Origin of the sequence: Verminephrobacter aporrectodeae subsp. tuberculatae, from assembly GCF_026127385.1 — a bacterium.
Taxonomy (GTDB): Bacteria; Pseudomonadota; Gammaproteobacteria; order Burkholderiales; family Burkholderiaceae_C; genus Acidovorax; species Acidovorax aporrectodeae.
In genome coordinates this window covers 1,107,698-1,130,250 of sequence record NZ_QZCX01000001.1, presented here as the reverse complement: position 1 = coordinate 1,130,250, position 22,553 = coordinate 1,107,698, and the positions used below count along the sequence as shown (strand labels likewise).

General features: G+C 66.3%; 13 protein-coding genes. 10 read left to right on the top strand and 3 right to left on the bottom strand.

Annotated elements, in window-relative coordinates; all coding sequences use genetic code 11:
- Positions 1 to 7: 7 nt before the first annotated feature.
- Both D5041_RS04790 and D5041_RS04785 read right to left on the bottom strand, forming a co-directional pair.
- Complete coding sequence (locus tag D5041_RS04790; RefSeq protein ID WP_265283989.1) at positions 8 to 4,234, bottom strand: non-ribosomal peptide synthetase; 4,227 nt, start codon at positions 4,232 to 4,234, stop codon at positions 8 to 10.
- Positions 4,231 to 9,342 carry a type I polyketide synthase gene (locus tag D5041_RS04785; protein ID WP_265283988.1) on the bottom strand — a complete coding sequence of 1,704 codons (5,112 nt, stop codon included), beginning with the start codon at positions 9,340 to 9,342 and terminating at the stop codon, positions 4,231 to 4,233. Before D5041_RS04785 ends, D5041_RS04790 begins: the two co-directional genes overlap by 4 nt.
- A gap of 556 nt (positions 9,343 to 9,898) precedes the next feature.
- On the opposite strand from D5041_RS04785, the gene D5041_RS04780 reads away from it, so the two are divergent.
- The 10 genes from D5041_RS04780 to D5041_RS04735 all read left to right on the top strand — a co-directional run bounded on the left by D5041_RS04780 (position 9,899) and on the right by D5041_RS04735 (position 21,230).
- Positions 9,899 to 11,770, top strand: a complete 1,872-nt coding sequence (locus tag D5041_RS04780) for a dipeptide ABC transporter ATP-binding protein (RefSeq protein WP_265283987.1) — start codon at positions 9,899 to 9,901, stop codon at positions 11,768 to 11,770.
- 31 nt (positions 11,771 to 11,801) lie between these two features.
- Positions 11,802 to 13,361 (top strand): glutathione ABC transporter substrate-binding protein GsiB, encoded by a 1,560-nt coding sequence (gene gsiB, locus D5041_RS04775; protein ID WP_265283986.1) that lies wholly within the window; start codon positions 11,802 to 11,804, stop codon positions 13,359 to 13,361.
- A 45-nt stretch (positions 13,362 to 13,406) separates the two neighbouring features.
- Positions 13,407 to 14,327, top strand: a complete 921-nt coding sequence (gene gsiC / locus D5041_RS04770; RefSeq protein ID WP_265283984.1) for a glutathione ABC transporter permease GsiC — start codon at positions 13,407 to 13,409, stop codon at positions 14,325 to 14,327.
- A gap of 10 nt (positions 14,328 to 14,337) precedes the next feature.
- Entirely contained in the window at positions 14,338 to 15,264 is a 927-nt protein-coding gene (gsiD, locus tag D5041_RS04765) for a glutathione ABC transporter permease GsiD (protein WP_265258145.1), read from the top strand.
- 7 nt (positions 15,265 to 15,271) lie between these two features.
- Complete coding sequence (locus tag D5041_RS04760; protein WP_265283983.1) at positions 15,272 to 16,339, top strand: P1 family peptidase; 1,068 nt, start codon at positions 15,272 to 15,274, stop codon at positions 16,337 to 16,339.
- A complete protein-coding gene (locus D5041_RS04755) occupies positions 16,336 to 17,157 on the top strand; it encodes a M55 family metallopeptidase (RefSeq protein ID WP_265283982.1) in 822 nt (273 codons plus the stop codon). Before D5041_RS04760 ends, D5041_RS04755 begins: the two co-directional genes overlap by 4 nt.
- 42 nt (positions 17,158 to 17,199) lie before the next feature.
- The gene (gene purU / locus D5041_RS04750; RefSeq protein WP_265283981.1) at positions 17,200 to 18,048 is read left to right on the top strand and encodes a formyltetrahydrofolate deformylase; all 849 of its coding nucleotides are present in this window, start codon (positions 17,200 to 17,202) and stop codon (positions 18,046 to 18,048) included.
- 14 nt (positions 18,049 to 18,062) lie between these two features.
- A complete protein-coding gene (locus D5041_RS04745; protein ID WP_265258149.1) occupies positions 18,063 to 19,562 on the top strand; it encodes an FAD-linked oxidase C-terminal domain-containing protein in 1,500 nt (499 codons plus the stop codon).
- A 183-nt stretch (positions 19,563 to 19,745) separates the two neighbouring features.
- On the top strand, positions 19,746 to 20,381 hold the full coding sequence (locus D5041_RS04740; protein WP_029554656.1) for an FMN-dependent NADH-azoreductase: 636 nt from the start codon (positions 19,746 to 19,748) through the stop codon (positions 20,379 to 20,381).
- Positions 20,382 to 20,447: 66 nt separating this feature from the next.
- The gene (locus D5041_RS04735; protein WP_010109545.1) at positions 20,448 to 21,230 is read left to right on the top strand and encodes a TSUP family transporter; all 783 of its coding nucleotides are present in this window, start codon (positions 20,448 to 20,450) and stop codon (positions 21,228 to 21,230) included.
- Between the two features lie 39 nt (positions 21,231 to 21,269).
- Here D5041_RS04735 and D5041_RS04730 read toward each other — a convergent pair whose 3' ends face one another.
- Positions 21,270 to 22,544, bottom strand: coding sequence for an enolase C-terminal domain-like protein (locus tag D5041_RS04730; RefSeq protein WP_265283980.1), 1,275 nt, complete (start codon positions 22,542 to 22,544; stop codon positions 21,270 to 21,272).
- Positions 22,545 to 22,553: the final 9 nt, after the last annotated feature.

The following is a 22,553-nucleotide window of genomic DNA, read 5'->3' as shown; positions in this document are numbered from 1 at the left end:
ATCCCTTTCAACGCCTGGATGCAACGGCATCGGCCGCGGATGATCTGCAGGCGTCCAGCCAGGATTCGATGAGTCGTGCCGTGGGTCCGACTTGCTCGTCGGTCAGCAGCGTGTGGTGGCTGCCCCCGATCCACGAGGATTGCGTGCCACGCGAGCTGAATGCGGCCCAGCCCCAGTCCGTGCGGTCGGCGCAGGGGTGGGAGGCGAACTCGCTGACGGTCCCGGTGTTCGCGCGCAGCACCAGCAGGCGGACCGGCAGCATGGAGGGTCGATAGCAGCGGGTGCCGCGGACCACCGCCGCGAATACCCGGAAGATCGGCAGCAGGGCCTCCCAGTCGGGTTCGCTCGTCAACCCGTCCGCCCGAAGCTGCGCCCCGAGCCGCGCGAACATCTGCGCATCGTCGCGCACACCGCTGAGCAATCGATCGACGGGAAGCAGATAGCCCTGGGGCAGATCCAACGCAAGGTCTTCGAGAAACCAGGCCAGCAGTTCTGCCCTGCTCACCTCCTGCTCCCAGCGATGGGGCACGGGACAGTCGAGCAGCACGACGCCATCGACGGGGTGGCCGCGGACCAGCAGTTGGTGCGCCGCCTCGAACGCGAGGATCGCACCGGACGACCATCCCGCCAGGAGCCGGGGAACCGGTCCCGCGTCGCGCAGCAGTTCGTTCACGTACTGGCCCACCAGGGCAGGGATGGTGCTTGGCACGTCTTCGCCCCCTCTGAGTCCCACCGCCTCGAAGGCCGTGACCCGGCGATCGAGCCGCTCGGCCAGACCCCGATAGGCCATGACCTGTCCGCCGGCGGGGTGCAGGAGCAACAGGTCTGGCCGACCTCCCGACTCCCGGAGCACGACCCGGCGACGCACCGGCTCAGCGCCGCAGTGATCCAGGAGGGAGGCGATGGCTTCGATGCTCCGTTGTTCCCAGATCGTGCCCAGCGTCAGGGTGCGCCCCAGTTCCTGCTGGACCAGTCCGGTGATGCGCACCGCCTCGAACGACTGTCCGCCCATCTCGAAGAAGTCACCCGCCAGGTCGATCTCTTCGGCGGCCAGCACACGCCGCCAGATCGCCAGGAGCGCGGACTCGGTGTCCGTACGGGGCAACTGTCTGCGTTCAGCGCGCGGCGAAGAAGCCTCTTCCAGGCGCGGCAGAGCCGCACGGTCGAGCTTGCCGTTGAGCGTGATGGGGAGCGTTGGTATCGCGGCAATCGAGGTCGGCACCATGTAGCGCGGCAGGACCTGCGACAGGCTCGTTTGGATGGCAGCGCCGTCGAATGAGGCGCCGTCCTTCAACACGACGTGCGCCACGAGCCGCGCCGCATCGCGTGTCGATTCACGTTGAGCGGATGCAATGGCGGCCTGCACTCCAGGGCATTGGAGGAGTTCGCTCTCCACTTCCGCGAGCTCGATTCGATGGCCCTGGACCTTGACCTGGGTGTCGCGGCGTCCCATGAACTCGATGGCACCGTCCTCGCGATAACGCCCCATGTCGCCGGTGCGGTACGAGCGTTGGCGGCACAGGGGGCCGGACGTCGCGTGCGCGCCGAAGGCATGGTCCGTCTTCCGCGGGTCGCCCCAGTACCCTTTCGCGAGGCCCAGTCCGCCGATGACCAGTTCCCCGACGGTCCATTCTGGCGCGGGACGACCCCAGGCATCCAGGACGTCCCAGGGCTGGTTGCGCATCGGGAATCCGTAGGGGATGCTGGTCCACGTCGGATCGACCGCTTCGATCGGATAGCAGATGGACCAGATCGAAGCCTCCGTGGCCCCCCCGAGGCTGACGATCCGCGCGCCGGGGGCCACCGCGCGCAGCCGATCGGGGAGATCCACGGGAATCCAGTCGCCACTGAGCAGGACCAGCCGGAGGGCGGACAGCGGCATCGACCGGTCCTCTGCCGCCTCGACCAACAGCGTCGCCAGCGGCGGCGCCGAATTCCAGACCGTGACGCCTTCGCGCGCCATGACCTCGATCCAGTGCGCCGGATTGAGTGCGCGCCCCGGTTCGGGATACACCAGCCGGGCACCCGCAGCGACCGACCCGAACAGGTCATAGACGGACAGGTCGAAACTGAACGACGAGACACCGAATAAGCAATCCCCGGCGGTTATTTCGAATCGGGCATTCACGTCCTCGATCGTGTTGATCGCGCCCCGATGATCGATCATCACGCCCTTGGGCTTTCCGGTGGAGCCTGAGGTGTAGATGACGTAGGCCAAGTCGGTGGTGCTCGCCGATGGAGCCGCACCCGCTCCCGGGGCGTCGTCCGACGGCATCGCTTCGTCGATGCCCAGCACCGTTACCGACGATGGCCAAGTCAGGCCCGCAATCTGGCCCAAGTCCACGAGTGCCAGTCTCGCCCCGCTGTCCTCCAGAAGGTAGCGTTGCCGTTCCAGGGGCAGCGCCGGATCCATGGGCACGTAGGCACACCCGGCGCGCAGCACCCCGTAGACCGCCTGGACGAGCGATCCGCACCGAGGGGCCATCACGGGCACCAGATCCCCGGGACGGGCACCGGCCCGCCGCAAGCGCTGGGCGATCGCCGCGCTGGATCGATCCAGATCGGCGAAGGTCAGCGGCGGGCCGACCCGACTGCCCACCAAGGCCGTCGGCGCCGTCCGGACCGCCCGCGCCAGATAGTCCTCCAGGCGCAAGACGCCTGCTCCCTCAGGATCGACCACCGCCCGCGGCCGCCGGGCCGCCTGCTCTTCGGGCAGCAGCGCCAGCGTGTTCGTCGTCCACAGCTCGTCACGCACACCGAGCTGCTCGATCAGCCGTGCATACGCGTCCCACATCGCATCGACCACGCCGGGCAAGAAGAATGCCTCGAGCAAATCCCACACACAGAACAGTCGCCCGTCCGAGGTCTCCCAGAACTGGTGATCCAGCATCACCTGGGATGTCTCCAGGCAGCTGAAATCAGCGCGCTCGAACCCTTCCATGAACAGGCCGCTACTGACCACGAACGGGATCGGGGTCTCACCGAAACCGCCACGCTGGCGATTCAGGGTTTGCATGACCTGCATGCCGCCCCATTCCAGATGGCACGCGTCACGCAGCGCCTGCTCCTGAAGCCGGCGGGCCCGATCCACGAACCGGTCGTCGGGCCGGAAGTCCACCTCCAGCGGGTACACCGAAGCGAAGTTGCCGACGATCGACCGGATCTCGGGATGAACGGCCAAGCGCCGAATCATCATGTTGGACAGCACGAAGTGGCGCGTATTGCCCCAGGCGGACAAAATTTCCGCGTACGCCGTGAGGATCGCGTTCGACGGTGTCAGGCCGAACTGGCGCGCCTTTTCCCTGAAGCCCGCCCAGGTCGTGGCCTCCATGAAGCGCTCCCGCCGGTTCAATTCTGATCGGACGCGCCGGTCCAGATGGGCGAGCGGCAACGGCGGCACGTTCGGCAGCGACGGCAGACGGGCCTCCCAATAGGCGCGGGCCCGCTGACCGGCCGGTGACTTGGCCAGATCGTCCAGGCACAGGGCTGCGTCCCTGAGGCTCAGTGCGAGCGGCGGCAATTCGATCTCGGGATCGCGTTCGTAGCGATCGATTTCCTGGAGCAGCTTCGCCGTGCCAAAGCCGTCCGAAAAGAAGTTGTTGTGGTTGTAGTGGATGCGATGTTGCAGGCGTCCCCGATCCAACCAAGTGGACACCCGAAGGTCTACCCACGGCCAACGATCCAGCGGCAGTTGCGCCCGCATCATCTGCGCACGGATGGCCTCGAGATGCCGGTGGGCGACTTCGGGCGTGTGCTCGCGCAGGTCGATGCGCTGGATGCGCAGCGTCGGCAGCTCCTCCACCACTCTGAGTTGACCCTCCGGCGTCACCACGACGATCTCTCCCCAATGCCGTTCGAGGGCCTTGTTCCAGGCGCGTTCGTACCGGTCAACGTCCAGGGTCTCCCGGTTCTTTTCCATGTAGTAGTGCGGACGGACGTGGAACTCCATGTAGGGGTCGTCCGCCATGTAGAACCCCAGCTGCATGTCCAACAGCGGGAACGGCAGCTGTCGGTGCGCGGGATCGGGCGCGCAGTTCGGCAGTCCGGCGTCCTCGACAGCCGCGGGCCGGCCCTTGCTCAGCCAGTCCAACAAGGCCGGCTTATGCTGCGCAAGCCGGACGCGCAGCCCGGGAGTGACGGCCCCGGACGGGGCTTGAACGACCAGGCCATCGCCCTGACGGGACAGGGTCACACCCAGTCTGTGCAACTCGCTCAGCAAGGCAGCAAGCGTCATAGCACGAACACCTCTTGCGTATCCGATGTATCCGACGCCGTGGGCTCGTGCTGAACGGCGCGCAGCAGGACCTGTTCGTAGATAAGCCGGGAGACGTCGCCCAGGCTGCTGCCGCTGATCAGCAGATGCGCCGGCAAATCCACACCGATCCACTGGCGCACCCGGTGTCTCAAGTCCATCGCCATCAGGGAATCCAGACCGAGCAAGGACAGCTTCGTTGCTGCGAGCCCCTCCCCCTGACCCGGAATCGGCTGGCGCAGCACCTCGGCGGCCAGGCGCCCGAGTTCGCGGATCAGCGCGGCCAGGGCATCATCGGGGTCGAGTTTCGCCAAGGACGATGGATCCGGTGGGGGGCAGGTGCTGCTGACCCCCGCGTCCGCAACCGCCGGCCCCTGCGCCCACAGGGCTCCACGGTCGGCCCTTGCGTGGGGTTCCAGCCAGAATCGTTGGGGGTCCATCGGATAGAGCGGCAACATATCCTGGCCGCCGGGAAGCGCAGAAGCTCCGGCCATCCGGACCCGGGCACCGAGCGCGAAGAGCACGGCACGGGCCTCGCCGAAGGCGAGGGCATCGTCCGTGCCCTGCTTCAGCGTCGTGACCCCGTCCGCACCGACCGCTGTGCAGCGCGTCAGATCGACCAAAGTCGTCGATGGACCAAGCTCCAGGAAGGTCGTGGCGCCTTCGGCGACGAGCCGCTCGACGCCCTGTTGGAAGCGCACCGGTGCCCGAAGCTGATCGACCCAGTACGTCGCAGCAGTTGGATCACCGCGTCCGTCGCCCGACGGCACGAAGCCACACCGCGGCTGTGCCAGCCGCACCGCGCTCATGGCGGTCCGGAACGTCGGTACGATGGGCTCCATGAGCCTCGAATGGAAGGCATGACTGACCGTGAGCTGGCGACAGCTGATGCCCCCTTGATGGAGACACGCGTGCGCGCTCCGGATCGACTCCTCCTCGCCGGACAGCACGACCTGCTCGACGGCGTTGAAGCTGGCAATGTCCAGCCGCCCCCCCTGCGCGCCGAGGACGCGCAGGACCGCTTCCGATGACGCTGCCACCGACAGCATCGCCCCCTGGCCCGGAGCCGAAGCCATGAGGCGCCCCCGTGTCGCCACGAGCGTCAAGGCATCGTGCAACTCCATGACCCCTGCCGCTACCGCGGCCGCAAATTCGCCGACGCTATGGCCCAGGACCCAGGTCGGCACGATTCCGCGATCGGCCCACAGGCGCACGAGCCCCGTCTCCATAGCGACCAGAGCGGGCTGCGCATACCGGGTGTCCGAGAGGTAGTTCCCACCGCGGTCTTCGAGGATTTCGAGCAATGGCGCGTTCAGGAAGGGTCGCAGTACGGCATCGCACGCGTCGATGTGTGCCCGAAAGAGCGGATCGGAGCGGACCAGCCCGCAGCCCATGCCGGGGTACTGTGAACCCTGTCCCGTGAACAGAAAGGCAATACCCCGATGCGTGCCGCTGGCGCGCCCCCTGAGAATGCGCGCATGCCGGGCAGGTCGGCCCGCGACCCAGTCCTGCAAGGCCTGCGTCAGCGCAGCAGCGTCACACGCCGCGATTGCCAATCGCTCGGGCAACTGGGCGCGGTGCCGGGCCATCGCCACACACAAGCGCCGCGCGCCACCGGGATCGAGATGCTGCAAGCGGCGGGCCATCTCGGTGGCCAGGCGCATGAGGCTCTCCTCGCTGGCGGCGCTCAATCCGAGCGTCCACGCCCCATCGGATGGAGCCTCCCCGGATGCCGTGGGCAGCAACACCGGGGGCCCCTCCTCGAGGATCACATGGGCATTCGTTCCACCGAAACCAAATGCACTCACGCCGGCGCAACGCCGCTCGTGCTCAGGAACCGTCCAATCCTGCGCGCGCGTGGGGATGCTCAGACGGCTACCTTCCAAGTCAATGTGCGGATTGAGCCGACTGAACCCATGGTTCGGTGGAATGACGCGATGGGTGAGCGCCATCGTCGCCTTGATGAGGCCGATGATTCCAGCGGCGGATTCCAGATGGCCGATGTTCGTCTTCACCGCCCCGAGAAAGCACGGCCGCTCGTTCGGCGCGTCGTCGAGGACCTCCCGCAAGGCCGCCACCTCGATCGGATCCCCGAGCGGTGTCCCGGTGCCATGGGTCTCGACCAGCCCGATGGAACCCGGGCCGATCCCCGCCCGCTTCAGGGCAGTCCGGATGAGCTGTCGCTGCGCTGTGCCGTTGGGCGCCGTCAGCCCGTTGCTGCGACCGTCCTGGTTGACGGCACTGCCACGGATGACGGCAAGCACACGATCGCCGTCACGCTGTGCAGCGTGTAGCCGCTTGAGTACGACGAAGCCACAGCCCTCTCCCCGGACGTAGCCATTCGCCGACTGGTCGAAAGTATGGCAGTGCCCGTCAGCCGACAGCATGCGCGCTTGCGCAAGGATGTCCCCATGGTCGGCCGAGAGCACCAGATTGACCCCCCCGGCGATGGCCAACGAGCAGTCGTCCGAGGCCAATGCCTGACAGGCCTGATGCACCGCAACGAGTGAGGAGGAACAGGCCGTGTCGATGGCCATGCTCGGTCCCTGCAAGCCAAGGCAATAGGAAATGCGGTTCGCAGCGATGCTCAGCGCGCTCCCCGTTCCGGCATATTCGTCATGGCCCGTGGACTGCTGCAGCCGGAAATAGTCATTCGAACTGATCCCGACGTAGACCCCGGTGGCACTGCCGGCCAAGCGATCCGCAGCGACGCCGGCATTTTCCAGGGCGTGCCAAGCGACTTCCAGCGCCAACCGCTGCTGCGGGTCCATGCTCGACACCTCGCGCGCGGCCAGCCCGAACAAACGGGCGTCGAAGACATCGACACCGGATAGCTCACCGAGATAGGCCTGCGGCGATCCGGCAACCGCTGCGAACCGCGTCAGGTGGCGCCGTGCGTTCGACACGGCCCCCACCGCCGTCCGTCCGCTGGAGACCAGCTGCCAAAACTCGTGCACGTCCCGCGCACCGGGTACCCGACAGGCCAGCCCGATGATGGCCACGGGATCTGCCCGCGACACATCGGAGACCGACTCCGACAGCCGCGCGACACCGCTCAAATGATTCGCCAAGGCGGTGATGCTCGGGTGGTCGAAGAGCACCGAGGGTGGCAGGCGGACGCCGAGCGCGGGCCCCACGCGCGCTGACAGCTGGACCAGTTTGACCGAATCCAGTCCCAGGGCATGGAAGCTCATCGCGACGTCGATGTGGCTCGCGGGAAGACCGGTGAGTGCCGCGACCTCGCCGATCAACCAGTTTTCGATCCCCCCGATCCCCCCGAACGCCGCGATCGACTCGGCAGGCTCCGGGCGAGTGGTCGGCCGGGACCGCGCGCGGGTCCACACGGCAATCTGAGGCAGCCGACCTTCGAGCAACAGGGCGCGGCACACCTTGCGCTGGACCTTGCCGCTGGACGTATTCGGCACACCGCCCGGATCGACCAGCACGAGTTGGTCGAGCTCGATCCCATGCTGACTCGCGATCAGCCTGGCCACCATCGGTCCGATCTCGTCGACATCAACCTTCCTGCGCTGCGTGCGCCGGACCTCCTGGACGACGACGAGGGCCGTCGATCCCCGGTCATCCAGCGTGAACGCTGCGCTGAATCTGCCGGTACGGAATGACGGATGTGCCTTCTCGACGTCGCGCTCGATGTCCTGCGGATAGTGATTCGCGCCGCGAACGATGATCAGATCCTTCAGGCGCCCTGTGACGTACAGGTGCCCTTGGTGCGTGAAACCCAGATCACCGGTGCGCAAGAAGGATTCACCGGGGTCCGAAGCCAGGACATGACCGAAAGACTCGGCCGTGGCCGGCTCGTTGTGCCAGTACCCCGGGCACACGGTCGATCCGCTGACCCAGATCTCTCCGACCTGGCAGTCTTCGAGAGCCCGTCCGATGCCGGTGTCCACGATGCGAACCAGGGGATCCGTACTCATCAGACCGCTGGAGACCAGCGCCACGACGGACTCTGATTCCGGCGTGCGAATCCTGATTTGATTCGTGGACAGGGCGTGCCGATCCAGATGCAGGACCGGCGCGCCTCCCGGCCCCGCGCCGGTAGTCACACGGAGCGTGGCCTCCGCCATGCCGAACGCGCCCACCAAGGCATCTCGTGACAGCCCGTATGGCCCGAAGGTTCGATGGAACTGCTGCACGGTTTCGCAGGAGATCGGTTCGGCCGCATTGGGTGCCATGCGCCAGGAACGGAGGTCCAAGGCCAAGTCGGTATCCGCCGGGACCGCGTCGACACACGACTGGTAGCCAAAGTTCGGTGCTCCACTGAACACCGCCTTGAACCGATCAACGGCGCGCAGCCACCGCAGGGGATCCTGCACGAAGGCAGTCGGCGGCATGAACACCGCGGTACCCCCCCGCACCAAGGGCAGCGCGATCCCTTGCACCAAACCCATGTCATGGAAGAGGGGGAGCCAGGACACGGCGACTTCCTGCGCGTCCAAGTCGATCGCCTTGCTCTGCACGTTCCAGGCGATGTCCGATTGGCGCACCATGACCCCCTTGGGGGAGCCGGTGGACCCCGAGGTGTATTGGAGATAGGCGAGGGCGAAGGGATTGATGGGCGGCAGTTGCACCGCAAGCGCGCCCCCATCCCCCTCGAACGCACCCCGATCGACCGTGACGAGGGTGTCCATGCTGCGGGCCCCTGCGGCGCGCAGTCGCTCCATCAACTGGCCTGCAAATGCCGTCAGGGTCAGTGCCGCGCAGGCTTGTGCATCGTTGCTGATGTCCGCGAGCCGTTTGTCATGCCAGTTGTTTCTTGGCGGGTAGAGCGGAACGGCGACCGTGCCGGCCAACAGACAAGCGACGAACGCGACGACGTACTCCAGGCACGAAGGCATCAACAGCAACACCCGTTGATCCCGATAGCCATTCGCCACCAAGTACCTGGCCAATCCCTGGACACGGTGCCATAGCTCAGCGTACGTCAGCGATACGGCGTCCCCCTCGCCGTCGGCGAGGAACCGCAGCGCGACGCAGTCGGCCTGAGTCCGAGCCCAGCATTCGAGCGCTTCGGGCACCGAATCGAAGCGCATCGCACTGTTTTCAACTCGACGAGAAACCAGATTCAAGAAATCATCTTTCGCCATAACTCCCACACACCCCTTTTGCCGAACTCGATTTGCCATCCGTTACTGCTACCGGCCAAGGGCTTGCAGGCACGCGGGATGGGTTCGCCAAGCACCGAGCTCGTCATCCACTCGGATGTGCGCAAGCACATGGCATCCCGTGATCGCCCGCAATCCCTGTGCGTCACCTGAAGAAAGAAGAAACGTCGTGGATTTTGGAACATATTTTGTCTAGAAAAAGTAACTCATGTCTCTAAAGTTTCATCTGCTTGCGCGCTGGTGGCGCCGGCCATGGCCGCTGCTGCCTACTATTTCGCCGCGCCCCGCTACGGTGCGCGCGTGTCTGGCGCCGGCATTTTCATCATGACGCTCCCGGGGCTCCCCGGGCGCCCGGCGTGTCCGGACAAACCCTGGGGCCTGGCCCGATCTTTGCGTTCTTGATCGAAAATGACAGAAAATTTTCTTTCCTGACCTGCATCTGCAAATTGATTTACATCCGCCGCACCCTCCCATGCCTACATCCTCCCGCCGGCGGGCCACCAAGGTTGGCTGCGCAACCATGTCCTACCCCGCCAGCACGCTTGCTGACGGCCGTGTTTGCGCCGTCGAGAATCTCAGCGTTCGCTTCTCGACGTCCGAGCGCAGCGTTGACGCCGTCCGGAACCTTTCCTTCCACGTCGACCATGGCGAAACGCTTGCGGTGGTCGGTGAGTCGGGTTCGGGCAAGTCGGTCACGTCGCTCGCGCTGATGCGGCTGGTGGAGCATGGTGGCGGGCGCATCCTGGGCGGGCGCATGCTGCTGCGGCGGCGCAGCGGCGCGGTGCTCGACCTGGCGCAAGCGCGCGACGCCGCGATGCGCAGCGTCCGCGGTGCGGACGTTGCGATGATTTTTCAGGAGCCGATGACCTCGCTGAATCCGGTGTTTACCGCGGGCGAGCAGATCGCCGAAGCCATCCGCATCCACCAGGGCAAGGGCCGCGCGGCCGCGCGCGCCGAGGCGCTGCGCATGCTGGAGCTGGTGCGCATTCCCGACGCGCGCAACACGCTCGACCGCTTTGCGCACCAACTCTCGGGCGGCATGCGCCAGCGCGTGATGATCGCCATGGCGCTGTCTTGCAGGCCGCAGTTGCTGATTGCCGACGAGCCCACCACGGCGCTGGACGTGACGATACAGGCGCAGATCCTGCAACTCATCCGCGAGTTGCAAGAGGAGATGCGCATGGGCGTGCTCTTCATCACGCACGACATGGGCGTGGTCGCCGAGATCGCCGACCGGGTGCTCGTGATGTACTGCGGCAACAAGGTGGAGGAGGGCGTCTGCCACACCGTGTTCGCCGCGCCGCAGCACGCTTACACGCGCGCGCTGCTATCGGCCGTGCCCCGGCTTGGCGCGATGCGGGGCACCGACCTGCCGGCGAAGTTCGAGCTGCTGCGCGCCGACGGCGCCGCTGCCGCCGTGCCGAACACCGCGCCGCAGAGCACCGTGCGCGCAGACGCCGGCCCCATCCTGCGGGTGCGCGACCTGGTCACGCGCTTCGACGTGCGCAGCGGCGTGTTCGGCCGCGTGAAGCGCCGCGTGCATGCGGTGGAGAAAATCAGCTTCGACCTGTACCCCGGCGAAACGCTGGCGCTGGTCGGCGAATCGGGCTGCGGCAAATCGACCACCGGTCGCTCGCTGCTGCGCCTGGTCGAGAGCCAGAGTGGCGTGATCGAATTTGGCGGGAAGAACGTCCGCGCGCTGCCCGCGCGCGAGTTGCAGGCCTTGCGCCGCAATATCCAGTTCATCTTCCAGGACCCGTTCGCTTCGCTCGATCCGCGCGTGACGGTCGGCTTCTCGATCATGGAGCCGCTGCTCATCCACGGCATCGCCAAGGGCGTTGCAGCCCGGCAGCGCGTTGACTGGCTGCTGCAAAGGGTCGGCCTGCCGCCCGAGTTCGCGCAGCGCTATCCGCACGAGTTCTCGGGCGGTCAGCGCCAACGCATCGCCATCGCCCGTGCGCTCGCGCTCAATCCCGGGGTCGTGGTGGCGGACGAATCGGTGTCGGCGCTCGACGTGTCCATTCAGGCGCAGATCGTGAACCTGATGCTCGACCTGCAGCGCGAGCTGGGCGTCGCCTTCCTGTTCATCTCGCACGACATGGCCGTGGTCGAACGCATCAGCCACCGCGTGGCCGTGATGTACCTGGGCCAGATCGTCGAGATCGGCCCGCGCCGCGCCGTGTTCGAGGCGCCGCAGCACGCCTACACCCGCCGGCTCATGGCGGCCGTTCCCGTGGCCGACCCGGCGCGCCGCCACAGGCCGCGTGCCTTGCCCGAGGGCGAAATTCCCGGCCCGATCCGCGCGCTCGGCGATGAGCCCGACGTGCCGCCCCTGGTGCAGGTGGCGCCGGGCCACTTCGTTGCGCGGCACGCCATCGGCGGTGCTTTCTGATTTCCTTCCATGAACCGACCGGAGTCTTTCCATGCAGCAATCCTCTTTCTCTTCCTCTTCCCGCTGGCTGTCCGCACTGCTGGGCCTGGCCGCGCTGGCCGCGTCGGGCACGGCACTGGCTGCGCGCGACGTGGTCCTGGCGATCGGCTACCAGCCGGAAACGCTGGACCCGTACAACACCAACTCGACCATCACCACGGCCGTGACCAAGTCCTTCTATGAAGGTCTGTTCCAGTTCGACAAGGACCTGAAAATACGGAACGTGCTCGCCGAGAGCCACGACATGTCGAAGGACGGACTGGTCTACACCTTCCGGCTGCGCAGCGGCGTGAAGTTCCACGACGGCACCGACTTCGACGCGCACGCCGTAAAGGTCACGCTGGACCGCGTGCTGAATCGGGAGAACAAGCTGCTGCGCCACAACCAGTTCAACCGCATGGCCCGGGTCGAGGTGCTCAACGCCGACACCGTGCGCATCACGCTCAAGGAGCCTTTCGGCCCCTTCATCAACTCGCTGGCCCACGCCTCGGCGGCGATGATTTCACCCGCCGCGCTGAAGAAATGGGGCAACAAGGACATTGCCTTCCACCCCGTTGGCACCGGCCCCTTCGAGTTCGTCGAGTGGAAGCAGACCGACGCCGTCAAGGCCAAGAAGTTCGACGGCTACTGGAAGAAGGGCTACCCGAAGATCGACACCCTCGCATGGAAGCCGGTGCCCGAGAACAACACGCGCGCCGCGATGCTGCAGACCGGCGAGGCCGACTTCGCCTTCCCGATTCCCTATGAACAGGCGCAGCTGCTGAAGGCGAGCAACAAGCTCGAAGTGGTCGCGTCGCCCTCGATCATGATGCGCTTCCTGGCGTTCAACATGCTGCACAAGCCATACGACAACCCGAAGGTGCGCGAGGCCATCGGCTACGCCATCAACAAGGAGGCGCTGGCCAAGGTTGCGTTCGGCGGCTACGCCTTTCCTGCGCAAGGCGTGCTGCCGCAGGGCGTGCAGTTCGCCGAAAAGATGGCGCCGATTCCGTACGACGTGAAGAAAGCCAGGGAACTGCTCAAGGAAGGCGGCTACCCGGACGGGTTCGAGTCGGTGCTGTGGAGTTCCTCGAACAACACGAGCAGCCAGAAGGTCCTCCAGTTCGTGCAGCAGCAGCTCGCGCAGGTGGGCATCCGGCTGCAGGTGCAGGCGCTCGAAGTGGGCCAGCGCGCCGAGATGGTCGATGCCTGGCCCGACCCCAAAACGGCCAAGGTCCGCATGTATTACTCCGGTTGGTCGTCGTCCACGGGGGAGGCCGACTGGGGCCTGCGTCCGCTGTTCGCCTCCGAATCCTGGGCGCCGAAGCTCAACAATATGTCGTTCTACAAGAGCGAGGTGGTGGACCAGGCGCTCGCCAAGGCGCTGACCACGGTGGACGCAAAGGAAAAGGCCGCGCTCTACAAGATTGCGCAGGACGAGATCCGCAAGGACCTGCCGCGCGTTCCGCTGCTGACGGACCAGAATCTGTCGGCGCACTCCAAGCGCCTGTCGGGTGTCCACGTCATGCCCGACGCCAACATCAACATCGACGCCATCGCCGTTGCGCACTGACGGGGTGCACAGCGCACACGCACGCATGCGAGGCCTCCGTCGCCCATGCTGAGTTACTTTCTCAAACGCCTGTCGGGCCTGATTCCCACGCTGCTCATCGTGGCCGCTCTGGTGTTCCTGTTCGTCCACATGCTCCCCGGCGACCCGGCGCGCCTGACCGCCGGACAGGACGCGGACGCGCAGACCGTGGCCATGGTGCGCCAGGAACTCGGGCTCGACAAGCCGCTGCCGCAGCAGTTCGTGGGCTTCTTTCTGCACACGCTGCAAGGCGACTTCGGCACCTCGATGCGCACGCGGCGGCCGGTGTCCGCGGAGATCGCCGAGCGCTTCTTCCCGACGCTGCTGTTGACCCTGACCAGCATGCTGTGGGCGGTGCTTTTCGGCATGGGGATCGGCATCGTCTCTGCCGTGTTCCGCAACCAATGGCCCGACCGGCTGGGCATGGCGCTGGCCGTATCGGGCATCTCCTTTCCTGCCTTCGCCCTGGGCATGCTGCTGATGCAGATCTTCTCGGTCCAGCTCGGCTGGCTGCCCACGGTGGGCGCGAGCAGCTGGAAGCACTACGTCCTGCCCTCGATCACGCTGGGCGCCGCCGTCGCGGCCGTGATGGCGCGCTTTACGCGCGCGTCGTTCGTCGAGGTGATGCAGGAGGACTTCGTGCGCACCGCGCGCGCCAAGGGCGTGCGCGAGCGCAGCGTCATCGTCCGGCATTGCCTGCGCAACGCGCTGATTCCGGTCGTCACGATGATGGGCCTGCAGTTCGGTTTCTTGCTCGGCGGCTCGATCCTCGTCGAGGCGGTGTTCAACTGGCCCGGCCTCGGCCGCCTGCTGGTCGATTCCGTGCAGATGCGCGACTACCCGTTGATACAGACGCTGGTGCTGCTGTTCTCGCTCGAATTCATTCTGATCAATCTGGTCGTGGACGTGCTGTACGGCTTCATCAACCCCACCATCCGCTACCAATGAGCTCGCAGGCATGACGCAAACTTCCGACCGGTCCGCCGGCTTCATCGCTGCGCCCTCCCCGGTTGCCGCGGGGCACACCGCGGGCCGGGTGCGCACGCCCTGGAGCGAATGCTGGCGCCGCTTCAGGCAGCAGCCCGTGGGCATCGCCGCGGCGATCTTCGTGCTGCTGCTGGTGTTCGTCGCGCTGTGCGCGCCGTGGATCGTGCCCTTCGATGCCGAGCACTTCTTCGACTACGACATGCTGGGCAAAGGGCCCTCGGGCAGACACTGGTTCGGTGTCGATCCGCTGGGACGCGACATCTTCAGCCGCATCCTCATGGGCACGCGCATCTCGCTGGCAGCGGGCTTTTTTTCCGTGCTGGTGGGCGGCTTCTTCGGCACGGCCCTCGGCCTGCTGGCCGGCTACTACGGGGGCTGGTGGGACCGCATCGTGATGCGCATCTCCGACGTGCTGTTTGCCTTCCCCGGCATCTTGCTCGCGCTCGGCGTGGTGGCCATTCTCGGCAGCAGCATGGGCAACGTGGTGGTCGCCGTGTCAGTGTTCAGCGTGCCGGCTTTTGCGCGCCTCGTGCGCGGCAACACCCTGGCGCTCAAGCAGCAGACCTACATCGAGGCCGAGCGCAGCATTGGCGCGTCGGACTGGACCATCGTCGTGCGGCACATCCTGCCGGGAACGGTCTCGGCGATCATCGTGTACTTCTCGATGCGCGTGGGCAATTCGATCATCACGGCCGCCAGCCTGTCGTTCCTGGGCATGGGCGCGCAGCCGCCGACGCCGGAATGGGGCGCGATGCTCAACGAGGCCCGCGCCGACATGGTCACCTCGCCGCACGTGGCGCTGTTCCCCAGCCTGGCGATCTTCCTCACCGTGCTCGCCTTCAACCTGCTCGGCGATGCGCTGCGCGACGCGCTCGATCCAAGAATCGACCGCCAGTAATCAATCCATGCCCTCCCCCCCCGTGCCCCGCATCGGCGCCCTGCTCCAGGGCGCGCGCAATGCCATCACCGACGTCGCGGGCGTGCTGGTCGGCCACCGCACGCTGGACGCGGGCGCCATACAGACCGGCGTGACGGTGATCCGCGCGCACGCAGGCGACCCGTTCCGCGACAAGGTGCCCGCGGCCGCCGTGGTGCTCAACGGCTTTGGCAAGAGCCTGGGCCTGGTGCAGCTGGCCGAGCTGGGCGTGCTCGAGACGCCGATTGCGCTGACCAATACCTTCTGCGTCGGCACGGTTGCCACGGCGCAGATCCGGCATTGCGTGGCCGCCAACCCCGAATGCGGCCGCTCGCTGCCCACGGTGAATCCCTTGGTCTTCGAGTGCAACGACGGTTTCCTCAACGATATCCAGCGGCTGGCCGTGACCGAGGCCGACTACCTGCATGCGCTGGAGAGCGCGGGCAGCGATTTCGCCCAGGGTTCGGTGGGCGCGGGCCGCGGCATGTCGAGTTTCCAGCTCAAGGGCGGCATCGGCAGCGCCTCGCGGTGCGTGCCCGCGCCCGATCGCCGGAGGCACACCGTCGGCACGCTGGTGCTCGCGAACTACGGGCGCCAGGCGCAGCTGGTCCTGGCCGGCGATCCGGTCGGCGCGCGGCTCGCGGCGCAGGCTGCGGCCGCGGCGCAGGAGCCGGAGAAGGGCTCGATCATCATCGTCGTCGCCACCGACGCGCCCCTCGACGCGCGGCAACTGCGGCGGCTGGCGCTGCGCGCGGGCGCGGGGCTGGCGCGCACCGGCTCGGTCCTCGGCCATGGCAGCGGCGACATCGTGCTCGCCTTCTCCACGGCCTGCACCGTGCCGGACCGCGTCGAGCGGCCGATGCCTGCCATCGCGCTGCTGCACGAGGAATTGCTCGACGGGCTCTTCCAGGCCACGGCCGACAGCACCGAGCAGGCGATTCTCCACGCGCTCTGGCACGCCACGGCCGTGACGGGCCGCGACGGCAATCACCGGGCCCCCCTCGCCGAGGTGCTGGCGCGCTTGCCTTCCTTCGCTCCAGCGCGCACCCCCGCATGAAAGTCCTGATCTCCACCGACATCGAAGGCGTGGCCGGCGTCTACCACGCGGAACAGGCGCGCCCCGGCAACCCGGAGTTCGAACGCGCGCGCCTGCTGATGGCGCAGGAGGCGAACGCCGCGATTGCCGGCGCCATCGACGCGGGCGCCACGCGGGTGCTGGTGAACGACTCGCACGGCGGCTTTCGCAACATGCCGCCCGACGTGCTCGACGCGCGCGCCCGCGTCGTGCAGGGCAAGCCGCGCTACCTGGGCATGGTGGCGGGCGTCGAAGAGGGCGTGGACGCGCTGTGCATGGTGGGCTACCACGCGCGTGCGCAGGGACGCGGAATCCTCGCGCACACGATCAACGGTTCTGCCTTTGCCGGCGTCTGGCTGGGCGCGCAGGAACTGGGCGAAGCCGGACTCTACGGGGCACTGGCCGGCGAATATGGCGTACCGGTGGTGATGGGCAGCGGGGACGACGTGTTCATCGCCGAGAACCGGCCGCTCTTTCCGCATGCGACCTTCGTGCAGACCAAGCGGGCCACGGGCTGCCACAGCGGCGTGTCCTTGTCCCCGGAGGAATCGCGCCAGGCGATCCGGGCCGGCACGGCGCAGGCCCTGGCTGCGCGCTCCGGCGCAGTCCCGCTGGTCTTCAAAGGGCCGCAGGCGGTCACGCTGCGCACCCAATCGCCGTCCCAGGCGGATCTTTTCTGCCAATGGCCGGCCTTTGAACGCGTCGATGGCGTGACCCTGCGCTTCACCACCGACACGGTGGAAACGGCCGTGCGCATGCTCAACTGCTGCTCGGCGATGTCGGCGATGCTGCTGCGCTGAGGGGCGGTGCAGCCTCTGCCCTGCTGCGACAATCGCGCCGCCATGAGCCATTCCTATATCCTGACCCTGTCCTGCCCCGACCGCCTGGGGCTGGTGCACGCCGTCTCGGGCTTTTTGCTCGAGCATGGCGGCAACGTCGAAGAAGCCGCGCAGTACAACGACCACGCCACGGGCCTGTTCTTCATGCGCGTGCAGTTTGCTTGCGCACCGCATGACCGCGCCAGCCTCCAGGACCAGCTAGCGCGCTTTGCCGAACCCCACCAGATGCGCTGGAGCCTGCACGCCACGGACCAGCCGATCAAGACGGTGCTGCTCGTGAGCAAGGAAGGCCATTGCCTGAACGACCTGCTGTTCCGCTGGAAGTCCGGCCTGCTGTCGGTGGACATCCGCGCGATCATCAGCAACCACCGCGACTTCTACCAGCTGGCGGCAAGCTACAACGTGCCGTTCCACCACCTGCCGGTCACGCCCGCCACGAAGGCGCAGGCCGAGGCCAGGCAGTTGGAGATCATCGAGGCCGAAGGCGCCGAGCTGGTGGTGCTCGCGCGCTACATGCAGGTGCTCTCGGACGCACTGTGCCAGCGGCTGACCGGCCGCGCGATCAACATCCACCACAGCTTCCTGCCCAGCTTCAAGGGCGCCAAGCCCTACGCCCAGGCGCACGACCGTGGCGTGAAGCTGATCGGCGCCACCGCGCACTACGTCACGCCGGACCTCGACGAGGGCCCGATCATCGAACAAGACGTCACCCGCGCCGAGCACACCGACACCGTCGAAGCCCTGACCGCCCGCGGGCGCGATACCGAGAGCCAGGTCCTGGCCCGCGCGGTCAAGTGGCACAGCGAGCACCGCGTGCTGCTCAACGGGCACAAGACCGTCATCTTCCGCTGACGCCGGGCTGCAAAATGAACGCCGCCACCGCCCCCACCATCACCGCCGCTGAACGCGCCGCACGCCAGGCCGAGCTGGTCCAGGCCCTGGGCCGCGTCCTGCCCGAGCAGGCCCTGCTCTGGCAGGACGAAGACACGACGCCCTACGAATGCGACGGCCTGACCGCGTACCGCCAGCGCCCGCTGCTGGTATGCCTGCCCGAAACCCGCGACCAGGTGCAGGCCCTGCTCAGGCTCTGCCACCGCTTGCAGGTGCCGGTGGTCGCGCGCGGCGCGGGCACGGGGCTGTCCGGGGGGGCGATGCCCCACGCCATGGGGGTGACGCTGTCGCTGGCCCGGCTGAACCGCATCCTCGCGCTGAACCCCGAGCAGCGCACGGCGCTGGTGCAATGCGGCGTGCGCAATCTGGCGATCAGCGAGGCGGCGGCGCCCTACGGCCTGTACTACGCGCCCGATCCGAGCAGCCAGATCGCCTGCACCATTGGCGGCAACGTGGCCGAGAACTCGGGCGGCGTGCACTGCCTGAAGTACGGTCTGACGCTGCACAACGTGCTGAAAGTCAGCGGCTTCATGGCTGACGGCGAGCCGGTGGAGTTCGGCAGCGAGGCCCTCGACACCCCGGGCTACGACCTGCTGGCCGCCGTGATCGGCAGCGAGGGCATGCTCGCCGTGACCACCGAGGTCACCGTGAAACTGATCCCCAAGCCGCCGCTGGCGCGCTGCATCATGGCCAGCTTTGACGACGTGCGCAAAGCCGGCGCGGCCGTGGCCGCAGTGATCGCCGCCGGAATCATCCCCGCCGGCCTGGAGATGATGGACCGGCCGATGACCGCAGCGGTCGAGGACTTCGTGCACGCCGGCTACGACCTGACCGCCGAAGCCATTTTGCTGTGCGAGAGCGACGGAACGCCCGAAGAGGTGCAAGAAGAAATCGCGCGCATGGGCGCCGTGCTGCGCGCCGCCGGCGCGACCGCGCTGTCGGTCAGCCGCGACGAAGCCGAGCGCCTGCGCTTTTGGAGCGGGCGCAAGAACGCCTTCCCCGCGAGCGGCCGCATCAGCCCCGACTACATGTGCATGGACTCGACCATTCCGCGCCGGCGGCTGGCCGACATCCTGCTGGCGATCCAGCAAATGGAAAAGAAATACCAGCTGCGCTGCGCCAACGTATTCCACGCCGGCGACGGCAACCTGCACCCGCTGATCCTGTTCGACGCCAACGACGCCGACCAACTGCGCCGCTGCGAACTGTTTGGCGCCGACATCCTGGAGACCAGCGTGGCCATGGGCGGCACGGTCACCGGCGAGCATGGCGTGGGCGTGGAGAAACTCAACAGCATGTGCGTGCAATTCAGCGCCGAAGAACGCGCGCAAATGCTCGCGCTCAAACAGGCCTTCGACCCCGCCGGGCTGCTCAACCCCGGCAAGGTGATCCCGACGCTGAACCGCTGCGCCGAATACGGAAAAATGCTGGTGCGCGGCGGGCAGATCAGCCACCCCGAATTGCCGCGCTTTTAAAGGGCTTTTACCTTGAATGGTCTTTCCCGCACGCCCAGCGCGTTGCGCGCGAATGCCGTAGGATCGATGACTGCATCGCCATCATCTGCCCCGGACCTTCCGGAAAATCTGGCTGACGGTTGGCGAGCACACCCGTGAGTTTCTCGCGGGTGTTTTTTTGTTGGTCCAAAAGAAAGTTCCCCCATGAAAGTTCTCCATCTCAACGCCTCCCCCCGCGGGAGTGCAAGCACGTCACTCGATATTGCACAAGCATTTCTTTCCGATCTGAAAAAGCAGCATGCGATCGATATTCATCGCATGAACCTGTTTGCCGGGGAGATGCCCGAGTTTGGTGAAGTCGCTGCCGCTGCCAAAATGGCCCTTTTCAGCGGAAGCGCGATGACGCCGGAGCAGGAGAGCGTCTGGTCTGACGTACGGACCGTCTTCGACAGGCTCGCAGCGGCCGAGTTTCTGGTCATCAACACGCCCCTCTGGAACAATGGCACCCCCTACGCGCTCAAGCAGTTCATCGATATCGTGACCCAGCCTGGCTGGGCCTTCGGGTTCGATCCCGCAAAGGGCTACAGTGGTTTATTGACGGGCAGGAAGGCGGTGGTCATTCAGGCCAGCGGCGTCTACCACGAAGGCATTCAGCCAGGCTTCGGATCGGATTTCAACATGCCATACCTCATTGACTGGTTGGAATTCGTCGGCATCGAGCTGATCGATCGGATCGATTTCTCGCCAACCGTCCTGAACATGAACGTGCAGGCAACCAAGGAAGCGGCTCTGGCAAGGGCCGCGGAAGTGGCATCCAGGGCCCTGGTTTTTGCAAAATAAATAACCCGGAGACCGGGATTCAATCCTCTGGCAGAACACTGCCGTCTTCATGCGCATGGAATGAATATGACTTGGGATGCCATCGGCATGTTGACGGCAGTGGCCTTTTTGGCGGGATTCTTTGATGCCATCGCGGGTGGCGGAGGATTGATCACGTTACCCGCCCTGTTTCTGGCGGGGCTGGAACCTGTGAGTGCAATAGCAACGAACAAATTCCAGGCGGCCTCCGCCACGGTATCCGCAACCGTGGCCTTTGCCCGCAAAGGTCTGATCGAATGGCGAGAAAGCCGGTGGCTTGTTTTCTGCGGATTTTTTGGCGGGGCCTGCGGCGCCCTGCTCGTGAGTGCAGTCAACAAGCGTTGGCTGGAGGCCTGCGTGCCGGTCATGCTGATCTTCGTCGCCCTCTATTTCATATTTTCACCGCGACTTGGAAATGAAGAACGGCGCAGAAGAATCAGCATCTTCGTTTTTTCCATCACCGTCGCACCGCTCCTTGGTATGTACGATGGCATATTTGGCCCCGGTGTCGGCTCGTTCTTCATGGTCGGTTTTGTGCTTCTCTGTGGCCTGGGCATGATGCGCGCCATGAGTTTTACCAAGATTGCCAACGCATCGTGCAACCTGGGTTCGCTGTCCATTTTCATTGCCAAAGGCGTGATAGTCTGGCCACTCGCAGTGGCGATGGCGCTCGCCGCGTTTGCTGGCGCACAACTTGGCGCCCGCGCAGCCGTGCGCGTTGGCCCGCGTTTGGTCAAACCCCTGTTGGTCCTTGTGTGCTGCGCCCTGGCGATCAAACTCCTGAGCATGGAGAGCAACCCTTTGCGCATGGCATTTCTGAATTCCTGGTAGAGGGGCCATGCTCCGTTTGACGACGGTGCGTGGTTCTGTTCAGAACCGGGGTTTGATCTGGCGCCAATCGGGGCGGTAGCGCTGCATCTGCGCCACGTCATTGCGGGTGCGGATGCGGCAGGACTTGAAGGCATCGTGCAACTCGGCGAGCTTGCGCGGGTCCAGTTCCACGCCCAGGCCGGGCTTGTCCGTCAGGTGCACGCAGCCCCCCACGATGGGCAGCTTGCCGCCCACCAGAACCTCGTCGCTCTGCCAGGGGTAATGCGTGTCGCAGGCGTAGCTCAGGTGCTGCACGGACGCTGCCAGGTGCGTCATGGCCATCAGGCTGATACCCAGGTGCGAGTTGGAGTGCATGGACAGCCCCAGGCCAAAGGCCTCGCAGGTCTTGGCCAGCGCCTGCGTGGCGCGCAGGCCGCCCCAGTAATGGTGGTCGGAGAGCAGGATTTGCACTGCGTCGAGTGGCAGCGCGCGGCGCAGCTCGCTCCAGTTGGTCACCACCATGTTCGTGGCCAGCGGCATGCCGCTGGCGCGATGCACCTGGGCCATGCCTTCCAGCGTGGGCGTGGGGTCTTCGTAGTATTCCAGGCTGCCCTGCAACCTGTCGGCCACCTTGAGGCTGGTCGCCAGGCTCCAGTTGCCGTTCGGGTCGATGCGCAAGGGCCGGCCGGGAAACGCGGCCTTGAGCGCCAGGATGGCATCGGCTTCCTGCATCGGGTCCATGACGCCGGCCTTGAGCTTGATGCTTTCAAAGCCGTACTGCGCAATCATGCTCTGCGCCTGGGCCACGATCTGCGCCGGGTTCAGCGCCTCGCCGTACGGGTCGGGCGCGTACTCGGGGTCTACCGCGGCATTCCATTTGTAGAACAGGTAGGCGCTGTAGGCCACCTTGTCGCGGACCTTGCCGCCGAGCAAGTCCACCAGCGGAATGCCCAGCGTGCGCGCCTGCAAGTCCAGAAACGCGACTTCAAACGCGGAGTAGGCGCTGCTGGCCAGATGGCTGCTCAGCGAGCCGGGCGCGAGTTCCATCTCCCCGTGCGCGGTGGTTTGCGCCATGGCCTGGGCGGCATGGCGCTGCACCTGTTGCCAGAGGCGGTGCAGGTCAAAGGCGCTGCCGCCCGCCAGGCCGTGCTGGCAGCGCGTGAGCAGGGACAGCAGCGCCGCGTCGCCATAGGTCTCACCCAGGCCCACCAGTCCGTTGGCCCCCTCGACCTCGATGATGGAGCGCAGGCCAAAAGGCTCGTGCACGCCTGCCGCGTTGAGCAGGGCGGGGTCCCGGATGGCAATCGGGGTGACCCGGATGGCGCTGATTTTCATGTTCGCTTG

Excerpts from the sequence above, each read along its gene's own strand:
- D5041_RS04790 (WP_265283989.1), bottom strand. The coding sequence starts at position 4,234 with ATGACGCTTGCTGCCTTGCTGAGCGAGTTGCACAGACTGGGTGTGACC.
- D5041_RS04780 (WP_265283987.1), top strand. The coding sequence starts at position 9,899 with ATGTCCTACCCCGCCAGCACGCTTGCTGACGGCCGTGTTTGCGCCGTC.
- gsiB (WP_265283986.1), top strand. The coding sequence starts at position 11,802 with ATGCAGCAATCCTCTTTCTCTTCCTCTTCCCGCTGGCTGTCCGCACTG.
- gsiC (WP_265283984.1), top strand. The coding sequence starts at position 13,407 with ATGCTGAGTTACTTTCTCAAACGCCTGTCGGGCCTGATTCCCACGCTG.
- gsiD (WP_265258145.1), top strand. The coding sequence starts at position 14,338 with ATGACGCAAACTTCCGACCGGTCCGCCGGCTTCATCGCTGCGCCCTCC.
- D5041_RS04760 (WP_265283983.1), top strand. The coding sequence starts at position 15,272 with ATGCCCTCCCCCCCCGTGCCCCGCATCGGCGCCCTGCTCCAGGGCGCG.
- D5041_RS04755 (WP_265283982.1), top strand. The coding sequence starts at position 16,336 with ATGAAAGTCCTGATCTCCACCGACATCGAAGGCGTGGCCGGCGTCTAC.
- purU (WP_265283981.1), top strand. The coding sequence starts at position 17,200 with ATGAGCCATTCCTATATCCTGACCCTGTCCTGCCCCGACCGCCTGGGG.
- D5041_RS04745 (WP_265258149.1), top strand. The coding sequence starts at position 18,063 with ATGAACGCCGCCACCGCCCCCACCATCACCGCCGCTGAACGCGCCGCA.
- D5041_RS04740 (WP_029554656.1), top strand. The coding sequence starts at position 19,746 with ATGAAAGTTCTCCATCTCAACGCCTCCCCCCGCGGGAGTGCAAGCACG.
- D5041_RS04735 (WP_010109545.1), top strand. The coding sequence starts at position 20,448 with ATGACTTGGGATGCCATCGGCATGTTGACGGCAGTGGCCTTTTTGGCG.
- D5041_RS04730 (WP_265283980.1), bottom strand. The coding sequence starts at position 22,544 with ATGAAAATCAGCGCCATCCGGGTCACCCCGATTGCCATCCGGGACCCC.